This is a genomic window from Pseudomonas sp. P4_D7 (assembly GCF_056401755.1).
Map to the genome: position 1 here is coordinate 215,247 of NZ_JBFUIR010000002.1, position 20,055 is coordinate 235,301.

The 20,055-nt window shown below is 60.0% G+C and carries 12 protein-coding genes; 8 read left to right on the plus strand and 4 right to left on the minus strand.

The genetic code is table 11. The features are described from left to right. Positions 1-139: 139 nt before the first annotated feature. The 4 genes from AC1DVF_RS02355 to aceE all read right to left on the minus strand — a co-directional run bounded on the left by AC1DVF_RS02355 (position 140) and on the right by aceE (position 9,384). Positions 140-2,836, minus strand: a complete 2,697-nt coding sequence (locus AC1DVF_RS02355; protein ID WP_093430121.1) for a putative bifunctional diguanylate cyclase/phosphodiesterase — start codon at positions 2,834-2,836, stop codon at positions 140-142. Positions 2,837-3,088: 252 nt separating this feature from the next. Then, on the minus strand, positions 3,089-4,486 hold the full coding sequence (locus tag AC1DVF_RS02360; protein WP_477781940.1) for an alkaline phosphatase D family protein: 1,398 nt from the start codon (positions 4,484-4,486) through the stop codon (positions 3,089-3,091). 276 nt (positions 4,487-4,762) lie between these two features. Further along, positions 4,763-6,727, minus strand: a complete 1,965-nt coding sequence (gene aceF / locus AC1DVF_RS02365; RefSeq protein WP_477781941.1) for a dihydrolipoyllysine-residue acetyltransferase — start codon at positions 6,725-6,727, stop codon at positions 4,763-4,765. 11 nt (positions 6,728-6,738) lie between these two features. Continuing rightward, positions 6,739-9,384, minus strand: coding sequence for a pyruvate dehydrogenase (acetyl-transferring), homodimeric type (gene aceE, locus AC1DVF_RS02370; protein WP_007915682.1), 2,646 nt, complete (start codon positions 9,382-9,384; stop codon positions 6,739-6,741). A 384-nt stretch (positions 9,385-9,768) separates the two neighbouring features. On the opposite strand from aceE, the gene glnE reads away from it, so the two are divergent. The 8 genes from glnE to AC1DVF_RS02410 all read left to right on the plus strand — a co-directional run bounded on the left by glnE (position 9,769) and on the right by AC1DVF_RS02410 (position 19,975). Continuing rightward, the gene (gene glnE / locus AC1DVF_RS02375; RefSeq protein WP_093430124.1) at positions 9,769-12,708 is read left to right on the plus strand and encodes a bifunctional [glutamate--ammonia ligase]-adenylyl-L-tyrosine phosphorylase/[glutamate--ammonia-ligase] adenylyltransferase; all 2,940 of its coding nucleotides are present in this window, start codon (positions 9,769-9,771) and stop codon (positions 12,706-12,708) included. A gap of 307 nt (positions 12,709-13,015) precedes the next feature. Then, positions 13,016-14,050, plus strand: a complete 1,035-nt coding sequence (gene waaF / locus AC1DVF_RS02380; RefSeq protein ID WP_093430125.1) for a lipopolysaccharide heptosyltransferase II — start codon at positions 13,016-13,018, stop codon at positions 14,048-14,050. Between the two features lies 1 nt (position 14,051). Continuing rightward, complete coding sequence (gene waaC / locus AC1DVF_RS02385) at positions 14,052-15,113, plus strand: lipopolysaccharide heptosyltransferase I (protein WP_077570514.1); 1,062 nt, start codon at positions 14,052-14,054, stop codon at positions 15,111-15,113. Further along, on the plus strand, positions 15,113-16,234 hold the full coding sequence (locus AC1DVF_RS02390; protein ID WP_093430126.1) for a glycosyltransferase family 4 protein: 1,122 nt from the start codon (positions 15,113-15,115) through the stop codon (positions 16,232-16,234). The genes waaC and AC1DVF_RS02390 overlap by 1 nt, the downstream gene beginning before the upstream one ends. After that, positions 16,235-17,041 (plus strand): lipopolysaccharide core heptose(I) kinase RfaP, encoded by an 807-nt coding sequence (gene rfaP / locus AC1DVF_RS02395; protein ID WP_093430127.1) that lies wholly within the window; start codon positions 16,235-16,237, stop codon positions 17,039-17,041. Then, positions 17,041-17,775: a lipopolysaccharide kinase InaA family protein gene (locus tag AC1DVF_RS02400; protein WP_093430128.1), complete on the plus strand. Its 735-nt coding sequence runs from the start codon at positions 17,041-17,043 to the stop codon at positions 17,773-17,775. Before rfaP ends, AC1DVF_RS02400 begins: the two co-directional genes overlap by 1 nt. Further along, on the plus strand, positions 17,772-18,524 hold the full coding sequence (locus tag AC1DVF_RS02405; RefSeq protein WP_186621221.1) for a lipopolysaccharide kinase InaA family protein: 753 nt from the start codon (positions 17,772-17,774) through the stop codon (positions 18,522-18,524). The genes AC1DVF_RS02400 and AC1DVF_RS02405 overlap by 4 nt, the downstream gene beginning before the upstream one ends. Then, on the plus strand, positions 18,524-19,975 hold the full coding sequence (locus tag AC1DVF_RS02410) for a lipopolysaccharide kinase InaA family protein (protein WP_477781942.1): 1,452 nt from the start codon (positions 18,524-18,526) through the stop codon (positions 19,973-19,975). Before AC1DVF_RS02405 ends, AC1DVF_RS02410 begins: the two co-directional genes overlap by 1 nt. Positions 19,976-20,055 lie beyond the last annotated feature (80 nt).

A 20,055-nucleotide genomic window follows, 5' to 3' on the forward strand; every position in this document is an offset into this window, starting at 1 on the left:
TGTGGGGGCGACGGTGCGACGATTCGACTTGCTCGCGAAAGCGGTGGGTCAGGCAATGTTGATGTTGACTGACACTCCGTCTTCGCGAGCAGGCTCGCTCCCACAGGGGAGTGTCTTCTAGAGGAACAGCTTGTGGTGATCAGAGGCAGAGCGGACCGCGCGGGTAGCGTTTCAGCGCTTGGATGAGTTCTGCGCCCGGAATCGGCCGGTCGAACAGGTAACCCTGTCCGACATCGCAACGGTGGCGGCGTAGGAACGCCAGTTGTTCGGCGGTCTCGATGCCTTCGGCCACAACCTTGAGTTTCAGGTTGTGCGCCATGGCGATCACCGCCGAGGTGATTTCCATGTCGTCCTGGTTGTCGGGAATTTCGTGGATGAAGCTGCGATCGATCTTGATGATGTCGATCGGGAATTTCTTCAAATAACTCAGCGATGAATACCCGGTGCCGAAGTCGTCCATGGCTAGCGTCAACCCAAGGCGCTTGAGCTGGTCGAGTTGCAAGTGCGTGTCTTCGGTGGCTTCCAGCAGCAGGCCTTCGGTCAGCTCCAGCTCGAGCAGATTGGCCGGCAGCGCTTCTTCCTTGAGGATGTTGGCGATCGAGGCGACCAGATCCGGGTCGGAGAACTGTTTCGGCGACAGGTTGATCGCCACTTGCAGATTGCCCATGCCGGCGGCAGTCAACGCCTTGCTCATGCGGCAGGCCTGACGGGCGATCCACTTGCCGATCGGAATGATCAGGCCAGTTTCTTCGGCGACGCTGATGAACTGGTCCGGGCGAATCATGCCGCGTTCCGGGTGGTTCCAGCGCAGCAGCGCTTCCATGCCCAGCAGACGCCCGCTGCGCAGGCACAGCTTGGGCTGGTAGAACACGTCCAGCTCGTTCTGGGTCAGGGCTCGGCGCAGGTTGTTTTCGACGAACAGTTTGTAGCTGGCCTCGGCGTTCAGTGCTTCGGTGAAGACTTGCACCTGATGTTTACCGTTGGCCTTGGCTTTGTGCAGCGCCAGGCCGGCGTTACGCATCAGCGTTTGCGGATCGCGACCGTGTAGCGGCGCGCAGGCCAGGCCGACCGAACCGGTGACGCTGATCAACTGGTTGTCGACGAACATCGGCTTGTCGAGGGTCGCCAGCAATTGGTTGGCGATCTGCTGACCGGTCGCCAGGTCGGTGTCGTCGAGCAGCACGGCAAACTCGTTACTGGCGAACCGCGCGAGGCTGCCACTTGGGCTCAGGCTGTTGCGCAGACGCCGGGCCAGACTGATCAGCAGCTTGTCGCCGGTCTGGTGACCGAGGCTGTCGTTGATCCGCTTGAAATTGTCGATGTCGACCAGCAACAGGCTGATCGGCGTATCGCTATCGCGGGCGAAGCGTTCGTCCAGATTGCGGATAAACGCCGGCCGGTTGCCGAGGTTGGTCAGGTTGTCGGTGTAGGCCAGTCGTTCGATGCGCTGCTGCGCCAGTTTGGTCTGGGTGATGTCTTCGTAGATGCCGATGTAATGCGTCAGCTCACGGTTGTCACCGTAGACTTTGGAGATCGACAGCTGACCCCAGTACGGTTCGAGGTTCTTGCGGCGGCTTTTGAATTCGCCCTGCCAACTGTTGCTCTTGGCCAGCGCCGAGGGCGCGTCGAACAACAGTTCACTGAGGTTTTCCAGCGCCGGCAGCTCGGACAGACGCTGGCCGTGGACTTCTTCGGTGGTGTATTGGGTGATCGCGGTGAAGCTCGGGTTGACGTACTCGACCACGCCGTCGCAATTGACCAGCAAAAACGCGTTGGCGCTTTGCTCGACTGCACGCTGGAACAGGTGCAGGGCGCTGGTGGCAGTGCGGCGGTTGTGGTTGTTGATGACTTGCGCGAACTGGTCAGCCAGCTCGCCGGCAAAGGCGATTTCATCGGACTGCCAGGCGCGGGTGACGCCGGTCTGTTCCAGGCACAGCACGCCGACCACTTGCCCGTCGACGCGAATACTGGCGTCGAGCATGGCGTTGACGTCGCGCGGGCGCAGGGCTTCGGCCATCTCCCGGGTACGCGGGTCGCGCATCGCGTTGTGCGCATCGATGGCGCGACTGCCGTGCAGGGCGTCCATGTAATCCGGGAAGCTACTGATGTCGATCACGTCCGGAAGGATGTATTCCTGGGTCGCGCGGTGGTACGCGGAGATCGGCACCAGATGCTGGCCTTCGAGGTTCCACAAGCTGGCGCAGTCGATTTCATAGATATCGCAGGCGCAGCGGGTGATCAGCTCGGCGGCTTCCTGCAACGAGTTGTGCGTGCTGTAGCGCTGGCGCGCGAGCAGCAGAATCAGGTCCTGCTGGGCGCGCACGCGTTCCAGGTGCTGCAGTTGTTCCTGCTGCGCGCGTTGATTGAGTTCAAGGGCGATTTGCAGGCGTGAATTCTGGGTTTCGAGGTCGACGCAGGGCACCTGCGGCACTTCGTCGAACACATCATCGACCGCCAATAGATAGCCGCGCAGCAGATGACGATTGTGCTGTTTATACGCTTCGCCCAATTCGAGGATGTTCAGCTTGCCTGCGGCGGTGTGCAGGGTATAGCGCACCAGATAATGCGGGCTGTCGCGCAGTTGCTGCTGGATCGCGTCGTGCAGTTGATAGCGCGCTTCGGGTTCCATCAGGCTGGCGTAGGGTGAACCGACCAGGGCGCAAAGCTCAACGGCCGGCTGACCGAACTGGCGTTCACAGTTGGGATCGAGAAACAGCATCGCCCAACTGGCTTCATTCAAGCGCTCGAAACGCAGCATGCCGAGCCGCGAGGGCACAGGCAACTGCGTCACTACCTCGGCCGCCATACGGCTGGCGGCATCGGGTTGGCTCTTCATGAAGGGAACTCGCTTGGAAATATGCTGAACGCGCCGGGCTCTCGCCCTCTTTACTGTTGCCTGCGGCAAGGTTGCATCATTGCGGCACTGACTGACAAGAGACATGAAGGCCAAGTGCTATAAGAATATGTCGGCTGCGTCGGGCATTTCTCCAGCACGTCGTTGAAAAGAGTAAAAGATCGCAGCCTTGGGCAGTGTCTACAGGGGAATGCGCCCTCTGTAGGCGCTGTCGAAGGCTGCGATCTTTAAGGCTTAGCGCAGCTTTATGGCGATCGACTGCAGCCGTTTTCCATCCCGATCATGGTAATTGACCACAAGCTGATCAGCCTCGACCACCAAATGGGCGAAATTGTCTTCACTCACCACCGTGCTGGTCAGTTCATGCCGATAATCGCCCGCCGCCGTGCGCACCAGCGGCTGATCCAGGATGAACGTGGACGCTTTGGCATATGGCAGCAGTTTGCTGTTGCACAGCGGTGAGGACACCACCGTGTGGATTTCGAAGTCCGGGTCTTCGCTGTGTGTCAAACGAGCCGTCAGCGAGCCATGCACGTCCCCGGAAATGAACACGACATTCTTGATTCGCCGGGTGCGGATGGTTTCCAGCAGGCGCAGACGTTGTTCGGGAAAGGCTTTCCAGGCGTCATCGCCGTGGCGTTTGCGATCGGGATAGAACATCACGCTGGTGACCACGAACTTGACCCGCGCTGTGCTGTGGCTCAGCCATTTGACCAGGGCCTGTTCCTGTGCCTCGTCGAGGATGCGTCGGTCATCGGCTGACAAGTTGCGGCGGGTGCGACTATCGGTGACAAACCATTCGATATCGCCGTCGCTGAATTGATACCAGTAATGCTCAAGTGTCGAGTGATCTATTTCACCGTTACTTGTCAGCGGATGTACCGGGCTATGACTGGCCTGATACAACTCATAGGCAGCCATTGCGTTACGGTACAAGTCGCCGTCGGACTTGCTGGCATTGGCAGGCCAGTTATCTTCGATTTCGTGATCATCGAGAATCATGTAAGTCGACGTGCCAGACATCAACCGTTGAATGTTGGGTTGGGAAAACGCGGCGCGGTACTTGTTGAGAATGTCTTTGTATTCGCGATCCGGTGCGACCAGGTTCAAGTCGTCCACATAAATTTGATCGCCTGTCATCAATACCGCGCTGATCGGGGGTTGCATGCCCTCGATGAGCTGATTGATGGATGCAAAGATCCGGTCACCCAGTTGCGGCAGGGAGGCAATGCCAGCAGTCATGCGCAAGTAGCGGCAGGAGCCGACGATGTAGGCTCTGGGGTGCAGGGCTTTGCTGGAGCGGGTGCGCAGGCGATAGATTTCCCGTGGCCATTGCAACGGCAACTCGGCAACGCTGTCTGGCGTATGTACCGGATTCATCGGGCTGAACCAGCCGGTCTGATATTCATATTCGGTGTCGGCACTCAAGTTGTTGAGGGCGAACACATGTGACATGTCGCGTAATTCACTCAGTTGCGCAAAGTTACCTTTGGACCAATGTTTTGTGCTGGAAGCGCGATAACGAATCCCGGCAAATACCGGCGAGTTGTTCTGACGATCGCCACGCATGAAGATGCGCACATGATCAGTTGTAACGTGGCCGGTAATTGGGCCGATAGTTGGTTTTAACATGTCGATTCCATTCGAATTAACTTGAATTAACAGGGTTTCACTAAGTTTTCTTAGTTGAATTTGTTGCGCCTAGGTTAGTTGCGTATCGAATAAAAAAGATCGGTGCCAAGTCGACCGGAGTTGTGGCCGATGTCAGCGCGACGTGTGGGAAAAAGACGAGGGAGGTGATTCTTCAGGCAAAAAAAAGCCCCGCCAAACTGACGGGGTTGAGGTACGAGCGTGTGGCGCTCGAAAGGGTGCAGCAATCGGCCCTCCGTTGCCGGAGGGCCGATCGAGTTACAGCAGGATCGTGCGGATGTCCGCCAGCAGGCTGCCCAGACGCTGGGTGAAGCGTGCGGCAGCGGCACCGTTGATCACACGGTGATCGTAGGACAGCGACAGCGGCAGCATCAGTTTCGGCTGGAAGGCTTTGCCGTCCCAGACTGGCTGGATGGTTGCCTTGGAAACACCGAGGATCGCCACTTCCGGCGCGTTGACGATCGGCGTGAAGCCGGTGCCGCCAATGTGGCCAAGACTGGAAATGGTGAAGCAGGCGCCCTGCATGTCGTCAGCAGTCAGCTTCTTGTCGCGGGCTTTGGCGGCCAGCGCAGCGGCTTCGGCTGCCAGTTGCAACAGGCTCTTCTGGTCGACGTTCTTGATCACCGGTACCAGCAGGCCATCCGGGGTGTCGACGGCGAAGCCGATGTTCACGTATTTCTTGCGAATGATCGCTTTGCCGCTTGGCGCCAGCGAACTGTTGAAGTCCGGCAGCTCCTTGAGCATGTGCGCGCACGACTTGAGCAGCAGCGGCAGGATGGTCAGCTTGACGCCGGCCTTCTCTGCAACGGCTTTCTGCGCCACGCGGAAGGCTTCCAGCTCGGTGATATCAGCCGAATCGAACTGAGTCACGTGCGGGATGTTCAGCCAGCTGCGGTGCAGGCTCGACGCGCCGATCTGCATCAGGCGAGTCATCGGCACTTCTTCGATTTCGCCGAAACGGCTGAAGTCGACGACCGGAATCGGCGGGATGCCCRCGCCACCGGTTGCGCCCGCTGCAGCGGCCGGTGCTTCCTTGGCCTTCTGCATCATCGCTTTGACGTAAACCTGCACGTCTTCTTTCAAGATACGACCGTGCGGGCCGCTGGCGCCGACAGCGTTCAGTTCGACGCCGAACTCACGGGCCAGTTGACGCACGGCTGGGCCGGCGTGAACTTTCGCGCCCGGCTTGGCCGGTGCGGCGGCTGGAGCGGCAGCAGCAGGTGCAGCAGCCGGAGCAGCAGCGGCAGGTGCCGGAGCGCTCGGAGCAGCAGCGGCGGCAGCTGGAGCCGGGGCAGCAGCAGGGGCCGCGCCTTTGACTTTCAGCTTCAGAATCAGGTCGCCAGTACCGACTTCGTCATCCAGCTTGATGGAAACGCTTTCCACCACGCCAGCGGCAGGCGATGGGATTTCCATGCTCGCTTTGTCGGATTCCAGGGTGATCAGCGACTGGTCGGCTTCAACGCTGTCGCCAGCCTTGACCAACACTTCGATGATCTTGGCTTTGCCAGCCGAGCCGATGTCCGGAACGTGGATGTCCTGAACGCTGTCAGCCACCGGTGCTGCTGGCGCGGCTGCCGGAGCAGGCGCAGCGGCAGCGGCCGGTGCAGCAGCCTGGGCCGGAGCGGCAGCCGCAGGGGCCGCAGCACCTGCCACTTCCAGATCCAGAATCAGGTCGCCAGTGCCGACTTCGTCGTTGAGCTTGACGCTGATGGCTTTAACCACGCCAGCGGCAGGCGACGGGATTTCCATGCTCGCCTTGTCGGATTCCAGAGTGATCAAAGATTGATCAGCTTCGACGGTGTCGCCGACCTTGACCTGAATCTCGATGATCTGTGCCTTGCCCGAAGAGCCGATGTCCGGCACGTGCACTTGCTGAACCGAAGCGGCAGCAGGGGCAGCAGTTGGCGCAGCGGCAGCAGGCGCGGCAGCCGGTTTGGCCTCCGCTTTTGCGGCCGGCGCAGCGGCAGGAGCAGGGGCCGCTTCAGCGGCGCCCTCGACTTCCAGCTCAAGCAGTTCGTCGCCTTCTTTCAGACGGTCGCCCAGCTTCACTTTCAGGCTCTTGATGACGCCGGCTTTCGGGGCCGGCACTTCCATGCTGGCCTTGTCCGATTCCAGGGTCAGGATGCTCTGGTCGGCTTCGATACGGTCGCCGACCTTCACAAACAGTTCAATTACTTCACCTTCACCGCTGCCGATGTCAGGTACGCGAATGAGTTCGCTCACAAAATGTCTCCTCAGCAGTCCAGTGGGTTGCGTTTTTCCGGGTCGATGCCGAACTTGACGATGGCCTCAGCCACGACTTTAGGTTCGATATCACCACGGTCAGCCAGTGCTTCCAGGGCTGCCAACACCACGAAATGACGGTCAACTTCGAAGAAATGACGCAGTTTCTTGCGGCTGTCGCTGCGGCCGAAACCATCGGTGCCCAGGACTTTGAATTCCTTGGACGGTACCCACTGACGGATCTGCTCGGCGAACAGTTTCATGTAGTCGGTAGAGGCGATGACCGGACCTTTACGGCCGTTCAGACACTCTTCGACGTAGCTCAGCTTAGGCTTCTGGCCAGGCTTGAGACGGTTGCTGCGCTCGACAGCGAGGCCGTCGCGACGCAGTTCGTTGAAGCTGGTAACGCTCCAGACGTCGGCGCCAACGTTGAACTCTTCACGCAGGATCTTCGCCGCTTCACGGACTTCACGCAGGATGGTGCCGGAGCCCATCAGCTGAACGTGGTGCGCCGCATCGCGGGTGTCTTCTTCGAGCAGGTACATGCCTTTCTTGATGCCTTCTTCGGCACCGGCCGGCATGGCTGGCTGCTGGTACGACTCGTTCATCACGGTGATGTAGTAGAAGATGTCCTGTTGCTCTTCGGTCATCTTCTTCATGCCGTCCTGAATGATCACCGCCAGCTCGTAGCCGTAGGTTGGATCGTAGGTGCGGCAGTTCGGGATGGTTGCAGCCAACAGGTGGCTGTGACCGTCTTCGTGTTGCAGGCCTTCACCGTTCAGGGTGGTCCGGCCGGCGGTGCCGCCGATCAGGAAGCCACGGGTACGGCTGTCGCCGGCAGCCCAGGCCAGGTCGCCAATACGCTGGAAGCCGAACATCGAGTAGAAGATGTAGAACGGCAGCATCGGCTGGTTGTGGCTGGAGTACGAAGTACCGGCAGCGATGAAGGAGCTCATGGCGCCTGCTTCGTTGATGCCTTCTTCAAGGATCTGACCTTTCTGGTCTTCCTTGTAGAACATCACCTGGTCTTTATCGACTGGCTCGTAGAGCTGGCCGACGGACGAGTAGATGCCGAGCTGACGGAACATGCCTTCCATACCGAAGGTACGGGCTTCGTCCGGGATGATCGGAACGATGCGCGGGCCGATTTCCTTGTCCTTGACCAGTTGCGCGAGGATCCGCACGAAAGCCATGGTGGTGGAAATTTCACGGTCGCCGGAACCATCGAGGATGGCCTTGAGGGTGTCCAAGTCCGGCGTCGGTACGCTGAAGCTTTGTGCGCGGCGCTGAGGCACGAAACCGCCCAGTGCAGTGCGACGCTCACTGAGGTAGCGGGCTTCGGCGCTGTTTGGCTCTGGCTTGAAGAACGGCAGGTTCTCCAGCTCTTCGTCCTTGACCGGGATGTCGAAACGATCGCGGAACAACTTCAGGCTGTCGACATCGACTTTCTTGGTGTTGTGCGCAGTGTTCTTCGCTTCGCCGGCACCGGTGCCATAACCCTTGATGGTCTTGGCGAGGATAACGGTTGGTTGTTCTTTGTGGTTGACCGCTTCGTGGTAAGCCGCATAGACCTTGTACGGGTCGTGGCCGCCACGGTTGAGTTTCCAGATCTCGTCGTCGGACAGATCAGCAACCATCGCCTTGAGTTCTGGCGTGTTGAAGAAGTGTTCACGGACGAACGCGCCGTCTTTGGCTTTGTAGTTCTGGTACTCGCCGTCGATGACTTCGTCCATGCGACGTTGCAGGATGCCGTCGACGTCTTTGGCCAGCAGTGGGTCCCAGAAACGGCCCCAGATGACTTTGGTCACGTTCCACTGAGCACCGCGGAACACGCCTTCGAGTTCCTGGATGATCTTGCCGTTGCCGCGAACCGGGCCGTCGAGGCGCTGCAGGTTGCAGTTGATGACGAAGATCAGGTTGTCCAGCTTCTCGCGGCCGGCCAGGGAGATCGCGCCCAGGGATTCCGGCTCGTCGCACTCGCCGTCGCCCAGGAAGCACCAGACTTTCTGTTTGCCCGGCTGGATGAAACCGCGGTGTTCCAGGTACTTCATGAAGCGTGCCTGGTAGATCGCTTGAATTGGACCCAGACCCATCGATACGGTCGGGAACTGCCAGAAGTCAGGCATCAGCCAAGGGTGCGGGTAGGACGACAGGCCCTGACCGTCGACTTCCTGGCGGAAGTTGTTCATCTGGTCTTCGGTGATGCGGCCTTCCATGAACGCACGGGCGTAAACGCCTGGCGAAGTGTGGCCCTGGAAGTAGATCAGGTCGCCGCCGTGTTCGTCGGTCGGGGCCTGGAAGAAGTAGTTGAAGCCGATGTCATACAGGGTCGCACTGGAAGCGAAGCTGGAGATGTGACCACCCAGGTCAGAATCTTTCAGGTTCGTACGCATTACCATGGCCATCGCGTTCCAGCGTACCAGCGAGCGAATGCGGCGTTCCATGAACAGGTCGCCAGGCATGCGTGCTTCGTGGGTTACCGGGATGGTGTTGCGGTAAGGCGTGGTGATGGCGTAAGGGAGCTGCGAGCCGCTGCGGGTCGCGAGTTCGCCCATACGGGTCATCAGATAGTGAGCACGGTCTTCGCCTTCTTTGTCGAGAACCGATTCCAGGGCGTCCAGCCATTCCTGGGTTTCGACGGGATCGAGGTCTTGCATGGCTTGCTCCAGGGCGGAAAGGCTTCCAGAATCGGTTGCCTGAGTTTGCGACTGGCCTTGTGGGCAGACGATTTAAAATTCTTGGATTGCCGATAGGTTGTTCCGGCGGCGTGTAGTTTTACTACAAATCTTCCGGCATTTCAGCCTTTCGAATGTATAGACGAGTAGTAAAACTACAGAAGAATGGCTTGTGGCCTCCGGCTGCGTTGTGAGAATAATCGTTAAGGTTGGTCTTTTACCATCCGAAAAAGGTGAAACTTTGATGTTCGCTGCCAACGATAAAGAAATTTCAGCTATTTCTAACTTTTGTTCGACAGTCTTCCGGGTAGCGGCTTTTCACCAATCACTACAAGCGGCCATTTACACGCCGATCAAGGATAGACCATGACCCTGCCCGTGCTTGCCGAACTGCCCGCCATTCTCCTGCCGTTGGTCACTCGATCGGAGCAGTCGTTCCGTACGGCCGTCGCCGCGCTGGAAGACGATCACGGCCTGGCGAACTGGACGCCAGAGCGCTGGGCGCAATTCGCCCGCGTCACCGCCGCCAGCGAATTCGTCATTGAACAGAGCGTTCGTGACCCTTTGATGTTGCTCACACTGGTGCAGTCCGGCGAACTCGACCGGGCCTTCGCGCCGGGTGAATTGTGTGCGCAGATTGCCGCTGCGGTGAACGCTGCCCAGAATGAAGATGAACTCGGTCGCGCCCTGCGCCGCCAGCGCGCCCGTCATCAAGTGCGGATCATCTGGCGCGATCTCACCCGCCAGGCCGATCTGGTACAGAGCTGCCGGGATCTCTCGGACATGGCCGACGCCACCATCGACCAGGCCTATCAATGGTTGTACAGCCGCCATTGCGAGCAGTTCGGCACGCCGACCGGCCGCCGCAGCGGTGAGCCGCAGCAAATGGTCATCCTTGGCATGGGCAAGCTCGGCGCCGTTGAGTTGAACCTGTCTTCGGACATCGATCTGATCTTCGCTTACCCCGAGGGCGGCGAGACCGTTGGCGTGAAGCGTTCGCTGGATAATCAGGAATTCTTCATTCGTCTCGGCCAGCGCTTGATCAAGGCGCTGGATCCGATGACCGTCGACGGCTTCGTTTTCCGCGTCGACATGCGCCTGCGCCCTTACGGTTCATCCGGCGCGCTGGTGCTGAGCTTCAATGCGCTGGAGCAGTATTACCAGGATCAGGGCCGGGACTGGGAACGCTACGCGATGATCAAGGCGCGGGTGGTGGCCGGCGATCAGGTGGCGGGTGCGCAGTTGCTCGACATGCTGCGGCCGTTCGTTTACCGCCGTTATCTGGACTTCTCGGCGATCGAAGCGCTGCGCACCATGAAGCAGTTGATCCAGCAGGAAGTACGGCGCAAGGGCATGGCCGACAACATCAAGCTCGGCTCAGGCGGCATCCGCGAGGTCGAGTTCATCGCGCAGGCTTTTCAGTTGATCCATGGTGGCCGCGATCTGAGCCTGCAACAGCGTCCTCTATTAAAGGTGCTGAGCACGCTGGAAGGGCAGGGTTATCTGCCGCCAGCGGTGATCAGCGAATTGCGCGAGGGCTACGAATTTCTGCGTTACACCGAACACGCCATTCAGGCGATCGCCGACCGCCAGACCCAGATGCTGCCGGATGGCGCGCAGGATCAAGCGCGCATTGCGTTTATGCTCGGTTTTGCCGATTGGGACGCCTTCCACGAGAAGTTGATGTTCTGGCGCGGCCGCGTGGCCTGGCACTTCGCCCAGGTGATTGCCGATCCCGACGAGGATGAAAACGCCGAAAGTGAAGTGGTGGTCGGCGGTGAATGGCTGCCGCTGTGGGAAGAGGCGCAAGACGAAGAGGCGGCGTGCCGGCAGTTGGAGGAGGGCGGCTTTGCTGATGCCAGCAAAGCTCTGAAAGCGCTGGCCGGATTGCGCAGCAGCCCGCAATTGCGCGCGATGCAGCGGTTGGGGCGTGAGCGTCTGGATGCCTTTATTCCGCGTCTGCTCGCACAGGCTGTGGAGCACGCCAACCCGGATCTGGTGCTTGAGCGGGTATTGCCGCTGGTGGAGGCGGTGGCCCGGCGTTCGGCGTATCTGGTCTTGCTGACGGAAAACCCCGGTGCACTGCGGCGCTTGCTGACGTTGTGCGCCGCGAGCCCGTGGATCGCTGAGCAAATTACGCGTTTCCCGCTGCTGCTTGATGAATTGCTGAACGAAGGTCGTTTGTTCAAGCCGCCCTTGGCGCCGGAACTGGCGGCTGAATTGCGCGAGCGCCTGACGCGGATTCCCGAAGACGACCTCGAACAACAAATGGAAGCCTTGCGCCATTTCAAATTGGCGCACCGCTTGCGCGTGGCGGCGTCGGAAATCGCCGGCAGCCTGCCGCTGATGAAAGTCAGCGATTACCTGACCTGGCTGGCCGAGGCGATTCTCGAGCAAGTGCTGGCCCTGGCCTGGCGCCAGACCGTGGCCAAGTACGGCACGCCGCTGCGCACCGACGGCACCTTGTGCGATCCCGGCTTCATCATTGTCGGTTATGGCAAAGTCGGCGGCCTGGAACTGGGGCATGGTTCGGATCTGGACCTGGTGTTTATCCACGACGGCGATCCGCAGGCGGAAACCGACGGGCCGAAGTCGATTGATGGCGCGCAGTTCTTCACGCGCCTGGGGCAGCGGATCATTCACCTGCTGACGGCGCAGACCAACTCCGGTCAGCTCTATGAAGTGGACATGCGTCTGCGGCCATCCGGTGCTTCGGGGCTGTTGGTCAGTTCGCTGGGGGCGTTTGCGCGCTATCAGGAAAATGAAGCCTGGACCTGGGAACATCAGGCGTTGGTGCGGGCGCGGGTGCTGGTCGGCAGTCAGGATGTCGGCCGGGCGTTCGAGAGCGTCCGCGCGCAGGTCTTGGGCAAGGCGCGCGATCTGGCCAAGTTGCAACAGGAAGTCAGTGAGATGCGCGCGAAGATGCGCGATAACCTCGGCACCAAGAGCACCGCGGCCGGTACGGCGGCAAATGCCTTCGACGCCACAGCGCCCTTCGACCTCAAGCAGGACGCCGGAGGTATCGTCGATATTGAATTTATGGTGCAATACGCGGCTCTGGCGTGGTCGCAAAGCCACCCGCCATTGCTGCGCTGGACCGATAACATCCGCATTCTGGAAGAGCTGGAACACGAAGGGCTGATGCCTGCCGAAGATGCCAGCCTGTTGCGCGAGGCCTATAAAGCCTACCGCTCCGCCGCTCACCGGCAGGCGTTGCAGAAGGACGCCGGGGTGATATCGGGCGATCAGTTTGCCGAAGAACGGCGGCAGGTTTTGCGGATATGGAAAGAGATGGGGCTAAGCTGAAACCGGTTTGTGCAGCACCCAATACCCTGTGGGAGCGAGCTTGCTCGCGAAGACGGAGTGTCAGACGACACCGATGTCGGATGTGCTGGCCCCTTCGCGAGCAAGCTCGCTCCCACAGTGGATCTACAGTGTCTGTAGATCTGAAGCAGGACGAAAAAACCATGTGGGAGCGAGCCTGCTCGCGATAGCGGAGTGACAGTCGACAGTCATGTTGAAGGTAATGACCCATCGCAAGCAGTGCCGCTCCCTCAGTGATTCTCGAGGCGGGGAGGCGTAAATGCCTCCCCGGTTCGTTTTTGGAAACCACATGAATATTCTGATCGTTGGGCCCAGTTGGGTCGGTGACATGGTGATGGCACAGACACTGTTTCAGTGTCTCAAACAGCGCCATCCGCAATGCGAAATCGACGTCCTGGCCCCTGAGTGGAGCCGGCCGATCTTGGAACGCATGCCCGAAGTGCGCAAGGCCTTGAGCTTCCCGCTCGGCCACGGTGCGCTGGAATTGGCGACGCGTCGGCGCATCGGCAAATCCCTGCGTGGTCAGTACGATCAGGCGATCCTGCTGCCCAACTCGCTGAAGTCGGCGCTGGTGCCGTTTTTCGCCGGCATTCCGAAACGCACCGGCTGGCGCGGCGAATTCCGCTACGGCCTGCTCAACGATGTGCGCACCCTCGACAAACAACGCTATCCGTTGATGATCGAGCGGTTCATGGCTTTGGCCTATGAGCCGAACGCCGAGCTGCCGAAGCCTTATCCGCGCCCAAGCCTGCAAATCGACCCGGTCACTCGCGAAGCAGCGTTGGCCAAGTTCGGCCTGACCCTCGACCGCCCGGTGTTGGCCCTGTGCCCTGGCGCCGAGTTTGGCGAGTCCAAGCGCTGGCCGTCCGAGCACTACGCCAAAGTCGCCGAAGCGCGCATTCGTGAAGGCTGGCAGGTGTGGCTGTTCGGTTCGAAGAACGATCATGCGGTCGGTGAAGATATCCGCGCTCGACTGATTCCTGGCCTGCGTGAAGAATCTGTCAACCTCAGCGGCGGCACTTCGCTGGCCGAGGCCATCGACCTGATGTCCTGCGCCGACGCGGTGGTCTCCAACGACTCCGGCCTGATGCACGTTGCCGCTGCGCTGAACCGTCCACTGGTGGCGGTCTACGGTTCGACTTCGCCGGGTTTTACCCCGCCGCTGGCCGAGCATGTCGAAGTGGTTCGTCTGGGCCTCGATTGCAGCCCCTGCTTCGACCGCACCTGCCGTTTCGGTCATTACAACTGCCTGCGCCAGCTGATGCCGGATGCGGTCAACGATGCCTTGCAGAAGTTGCAGGGCTCTGTGGTCGAGGTTCATTAAGTTGCGGGTACTGCTGATCAAGACTTCATCGCTGGGTGACGTGATTCATGCGTTGCCGGCGCTGACCGACGCCGCCCGGGCCATCCCTGGGATCAAGTTCGACTGGGTGGTGGAAGAAGGCTTTGCCGAGATCCCGACCTGGCACCCGGCCGTTGGCAAAGTGATTCCGGTGGCGATCCGTCGCTGGCGCAAAAACCTCTGGAAAACCATCACCAGCGGCGAGTGGAAACGCTTCAAACAAAGTGTGCGCGCCAATAAATACGACTTGGTGATCGACGCTCAAGGCCTGCTGAAAAGCGCCTGGCTGACCCGTTACGTCAAAGCGCCGGTGGCCGGTCTCGATAAAGGTTCGGCGCGCGAGCCGATGGCTTCGCGTTTCTATGATCGCAAACTGGCTGTGGCCCGCGGTCAGCACGCCGTCGAGCGCGTGCGCCAACTGTTCGCCATCGCTCTCGGCTACGACTTGCCGAAAGGCTTGGGTGATTACGGCCTCAACGTCGAGCGTTTGGTCGAACTGCCGCGCAAAAATGCCTTTGTGGTGTTCCTGCATGGCACCACCTGGGACACCAAACACTGGCCGGAAAGTTACTGGCGTGAACTGACCGAGCGCGTCGGCTACCTCGGCGTCGGTGTCAAACTGCCGTGGGGCAACCCGCAGGAAAAGGCCCGCGCCGAACGCATCGCCGCCGGTTTCAAACACGCCGAAGTGCTGCCGAAGCTCAATCTGGCCGGCGTCGGCAAAGTCCTCGCCGGTGCGCAAGCCTGCGTCGCGGTGGACACCGGTCTCGGCCACTTGGCCGCCGCGCTGGACGTGCCGACCATCTCGCTGTTCGGCCCGACCAACCCAGGCCTGACCGGCGCTTACGGCAAGCTGCAGATTCACCTGGCCAGCGACTTCCCGTGCGCGCCATGCCTGCAAAAGAAATGTACCTATCAACCGACCGCGCAGGATGCCCGTCAGTTTGACCTGAAGCGTGAACAGCCGCTGTGCTTCACGCGTCTGAACCCCGAGCGTGTCGCCAGCCGACTGAGCACGTTGTTAATGGCTGAGGAGCTGCGCTGATGCAATTGGCATTCGTCCTGTACAAATATTTCCCGTTCGGTGGCTTGCAGCGCGACTTCATGCGCATCGCCCTTGAATGCCAGAAGCGCGGTCACCAGATTCGCGTCTACACGCTGATCTGGGAAGGCGACGTGCCGCCCGGTTTCGAAGTGCTGGTGGCGCCGGTCAAAGCGTTCTTCAATCACCGTCGCAACGAAAAGCTCAGCGCATGGATGGAAGCGGATCTGGCCAAGCGCCCGGTTGATCGCCTGATCGGTTTCAACAAGATGCCGGGGCTGGACGTTTATTACGCCGCCGACGGCTGCTTCGAAGACAAGGCGCAGAACCTGCGCAACTCTTTGTACCGTCGCTGGGGCCGTTATCGCCACTTCGCCGAGTACGAGCGCGCGGTGTTCGCCAAGGACGCGAAGACCGAAGTGCTGATGATTTCCGAAGTGCAGCAGCCGTTGTTCATCAAGCATTACGACACGCCGCTGGAGCGTTTCCACCTGCTGCCACCGGGCATTGCCCAGGATCGTCGCCGCCCGGCGGATGCCGCTGAAATTCGCGCCGGGTTCCGCGCTGAATTCAATCTCAAGGACGACGAACTGCTGCTGGTGCAGATCGGCTCCGGCTTCAAGACCAAAGGCGTCGATCGCAGCCTGAAAGCGCTGGCTGCATTGCCTGCCGAACTGAAGAAACGCACCCGGCTGTTTGTAATCGGCCAGGATGACCCCAAATTATTCCAAATGCAGAGCGCAACCTTGGGGCTGGGCGATAACGTAACGTTCCTCAAGGGCCGCAGCGATATTCCGCGTTTCCTGCTCGGTGCCGATCTGTTGATCCACCCGGCGTACAACGAAAACACCGGCACCGTACTGCTTGAAGCGCTGGTCGCCGGTTTGCCGGTGCTGGTCAGCGCGGTCTGCGGTTACGCCCATTACATTGCCGAGGCGGATGCCGGGCGAGTGCTGGACGAACCGTTCGATCAGGCGCAACTGACGCAATACTTGACTGAAATGTTGCATGACGACGCTGCACGGGCGGCCTGGAGCCGCAATGGTCTGGCCTTCGCCGAGACGGCCGACCTCTACAGCATGCCGCAGCACGCGGCCGATGTGATTCTGGCGGAGCACGCTTAAATGAAGTTGATGCTGGCTGAACCGTTCAAAAGCCTGTGGGCCGGCCGCGACCCGTTCGCTGAAGTCGAAGGCTTGCAGGGCGAGGTATACCGCGAGCTGGAAGCGCGCCGGACGCTGCGCACGGAAGTCGACGGCAACGGATTTTTCGTGAAAATCCACCGAGGTATCGGCTGGGGCGAGATCTTCAAGAATCTGCTGACCGCCAAGCTGCCGGTTCTCGGCGCGGGCCAGGAGTGGCAAGCCATTCAGCGTCTGCAGGAAGTCGGCGTGCCGACCATGACTGCCGTGGCTTACGGTGAGAAGGGCAGTAACCCGGCAGATCAGCACTCGTTTATCGTCACCGAAGAACTGGCGCCGACCATCAGCCTCGAAGACTTCAGCATCGATTGGGTCAAGCAGCCACCCGAGCCGAAACTCAAGCGCGCGCTGATCGCCGAAGTCGCACGCATGACCGGCATGATGCACCGCGCTGGCGTCAACCATCGTGACTGCTATATCTGCCACTTCCTGCTGCACACTGATAAACCGGTGACGCCAGACGACTTCAAACTCTCAGTGATCGACCTGCACCGTGCCCAGACCCGCACGAAAATCACGCAGCGCTGGCGCAATAAAGATCTGGCCGCGTTGTACTTTTCCGCGCTGGACATCGGCCTGACCCGCCGCGACAAACTGCGTTTCCTCAAAGGCTATTTCCAGCAACCGCTGCGCCAGATCCTGGCTGAAGAAGCGCCGTTGCTGAGCTGGCTGGAAGGCAAGGCCAACAAACTCTACGCGCGTAAACAGCGTTACGGGGATGCGCTCTGATGGCGGGTTGGACTCTCGAGCCGCAATACAGCGAGCTCGCCGAAGACTTCGGCAGTCTCGAAGCGGTATTTGCGTTGCAGGGCGAACGTCTGACCCGTGATCCGCTGTCGGAAGTGATTCGCGTGCAGCGCAACGGTGTCAATTATTACGTCAAACGCTATGTCGGCGCTGGTAAAGGCTTGCGCCGTTACCTCGGCAAGCCGCGGGTGAAGATGGAATGGCAGAACCTCAAGCGCTTCGCCAAGTGGGGCATTCCCACCGCTGAAGTGGTGGCCTGGGGCCTGGAACGACGTGGCGCGGCGTATGATCGTGGCGCGATGATCACCCGTGAACTGCCCGACACCGAAGACCTTTCGGCGCTCGCCGAGCGCAAGGATCCGAAACTCAAGGATCGCGCCTGGGTTGACGGCGTCAGTCGGCAATTGGCCGGCTATACCCGGACGATGCATGATCACCGATTTACCCATAACGATCTGAAATGGCGCAACCTGTTGATCGATGATCAGGCGCGGATATTTCTGATCGATTGCCCTAACGGCGAGTTCTGGCGCGGCTTCTGGCTCAAGTATCGGATCACCAAGGATCTGGCCTGTCTCGATAAACTCGCCAAATACCACCTGTCCAATACCCAACGCCTGCGCTTCTATAAGCAGTACCGCCAGTGCGATCGGCTTGATAGCGCCGACAAGAAACGGATTCGGCACGTGGTGAGATTTTTCGAGGGACGCGAATGACTGATTTTCTCGCCGCTGAAGACCGCGCACTGCTTGAGCGCCATGGTCTCGGCACTTTTGACGCGCTTTGGGCGAAGCAGCTTGAGGCCGTGGACGAACCCAATACCGCCCGTGGCGGTTGGAGCAGCGTCTTCCGTTTGGATCTTGAAGGGCAGGGTTATTACCTCAAGCGCCAGAGCAACTACCTGACGCGGACCTTGCACGCGCCTTTCGGCGAGCCAAGCTTTGCCCGCGAGTTTCGCAATATCAGTCGCTATCGCAAGCTCGGTATCCCGGCGCTGCAAGCGGCGTTTTTCGGTGAGCGTAAGGTCAACGGCGAAGTCCGTGCCATTCTGCTGACTCGGGCACTCGATGGCTGGAGTGATCTGGAATCGCTGTTGCAGCGTTGGGCGCAGCTCAGTGCTGCACAGCATTCAGCCATCCTCAAGGCTTGTGGATTGCTGGCTCGGCATCTGCACGGTGTGCGTCAGGTGCACGGCTGCTTCTATCCCAAGCATATTTTTCTGCGGGCAACCGGTGACGGGTATCAGGCGCAATTGATCGACCTGGAAAAGACCCGACCGTTGTTGTTTGGCATGCGCGACCGGATCAAGGATCTGGAGCCGCTGCAACGCCGCGCGCCGGAATGGAACGAGGCACAACTGCGTGAGTTGCTGGCGGCTTATCTCGATCAGTCGACCGATAGCACGCTGCTCGACAGCTGGCTCGCCCGGCTGACTGCGCGCCGCAGTCACAAGGAGACGCGCTGATGCAATTGTCCGAGCTGGCCGCTGTCGGGCGAGCCCCGCAACTGCCTCTGACGGTGACGCTGGCCGATGCCGCCGGCAGTGCTGATCTGCAATTGCTGAGTCTGCTGCGGGTGTTGCCGGGACAGCGTTACGTTGGTGCTGGTGTCTGGCGCGGGCGTCCGGTGCTGGCCAAATTGCTGGTCGGCGGCAAAGCTGCCCGGCATTTTCAGCGCGAGCTGGAAGGCGTGCGCTTGCTGGCTGCGCAAAGCCTGACCACGCCGATGCTACTGGCCGATGGTTTGCAAAATGGCGAAGGTGGCTGGTTGCTGTTCGATTTCCTTGAGGGTGCCGAAAGCCTTGGCGATGCCTGGGCGAAAGTCGAGTCGCTGCCGGTGTTGGCCGATGAACAATCGGCGGTGCTGGCCGAGGCGCTGGGCGCTATCGGCCAATTGCACGGCAAAGGGCTTTGGCAGGAAGACCTGCACCTGGACAATCTGCTGCGCCACGGCGGCCAGTTGTACCTGATTGACGGTGCCGGGATTTGCGCAGAAACCGCCGGCCAGCCGTTGTCGCGACAAAAAGTCCTGGAAAATCTCGGGGTGTTTTTCGCCCAGTTACCCAAGGCGCTGGAACCGTTCACTGAAGAACTGCTGGTGTATTACCTGTTGAGCAACAGCGAGCATGCGTTGCCGCTGGAGGCCTTGCAGAAACAGATCGACAAAGTGCGGCGCTGGCGTTTGAAAGACTTCCTGATCAAGGTCGGTCGCGAGTGCACGCTGTTCAGTGTGCAGCGTGGAGCGTTCGCTCTGCGCGCAATCCGCCGCGAAGAAGAGTCAGCCATGCTGCCGGTGCTGGCGCAGGCCGATGCGTTGCTTGATCAGGGGCACCTGTACAAGACCGGTGGTGCGGCGAGCGTTGGCAAGGTTCAGGCCGGTGCGCGCACGCTGGTGATCAAGCGCTACAACATCAAGGGCTTTGCGCATTGGCTCAAGCGTTTCTGGCGGCCAAGTCGGGCCTGGCATTCGTGGCGCGAAGGCAATCGCCTGGCGTTTCTCGGCATCGCCACACCCAAACCGCTGGCGGTGCTGGAACAGCGCTTTTTGTGGCTGCGCAGCCGTGCGTATCTGGTGACCGAGTTCCTGCCGGGGCCGGATATCATCGAGCGCTTTGCGCCGTACGTTGAAAGTGGTGAAGCGCCGGAAGCGGAGTTGCAGGCGCTGGATCAGTTGTTCGCCAGATTGATTGACGAGCGGATCAGTCATGGCGACTTCAAGGGACATAATCTGTTCTGGCAGCAGGATCGCTGGGCGCTGATCGATCTGGACTCGATGTGCCAGCATGGATCTGTCGGCAGTTTCGCGCCGGCCTATGCCCGTGACCGTGCGCGATTCATGCGCAACTGGCCCGAAAGCAGCGCGCTGTATCAGATTATTGATCTGCGTTTGCCGAAAGACATTTCCAGCGTGGCCTGAGACAAACCAGCAGTAGAGGACAAGATTCAGCGACTTGTCCTACAGCTTCTCCAGAAGCCATGAACTGTGCCCTGTTCAGT

Excerpts from the sequence above, each read along its gene's own strand:
- AC1DVF_RS02355 (WP_093430121.1), bottom strand. The coding sequence starts at position 2,836 with ATGAAGAGCCAACCCGATGCCGCCAGCCGTATGGCGGCCGAGGTAGTG.
- AC1DVF_RS02360 (WP_477781940.1), bottom strand. The coding sequence starts at position 4,486 with ATGTTAAAACCAACTATCGGCCCAATTACCGGCCACGTTACAACTGAT.
- aceE (WP_007915682.1), bottom strand. The coding sequence starts at position 9,384 with ATGCAAGACCTCGATCCCGTCGAAACCCAGGAATGGCTGGACGCCCTG.
- glnE (WP_093430124.1), top strand. The coding sequence starts at position 9,769 with ATGACCCTGCCCGTGCTTGCCGAACTGCCCGCCATTCTCCTGCCGTTG.
- waaF (WP_093430125.1), top strand. The coding sequence starts at position 13,016 with ATGAATATTCTGATCGTTGGGCCCAGTTGGGTCGGTGACATGGTGATG.
- AC1DVF_RS02390 (WP_093430126.1), top strand. The coding sequence starts at position 15,113 with ATGCAATTGGCATTCGTCCTGTACAAATATTTCCCGTTCGGTGGCTTG.
- rfaP (WP_093430127.1), top strand. The coding sequence starts at position 16,235 with ATGAAGTTGATGCTGGCTGAACCGTTCAAAAGCCTGTGGGCCGGCCGC.
- AC1DVF_RS02400 (WP_093430128.1), top strand. The coding sequence starts at position 17,041 with ATGGCGGGTTGGACTCTCGAGCCGCAATACAGCGAGCTCGCCGAAGAC.
- AC1DVF_RS02405 (WP_186621221.1), top strand. The coding sequence starts at position 17,772 with ATGACTGATTTTCTCGCCGCTGAAGACCGCGCACTGCTTGAGCGCCAT.
- AC1DVF_RS02410 (WP_477781942.1), top strand. The coding sequence starts at position 18,524 with ATGCAATTGTCCGAGCTGGCCGCTGTCGGGCGAGCCCCGCAACTGCCT.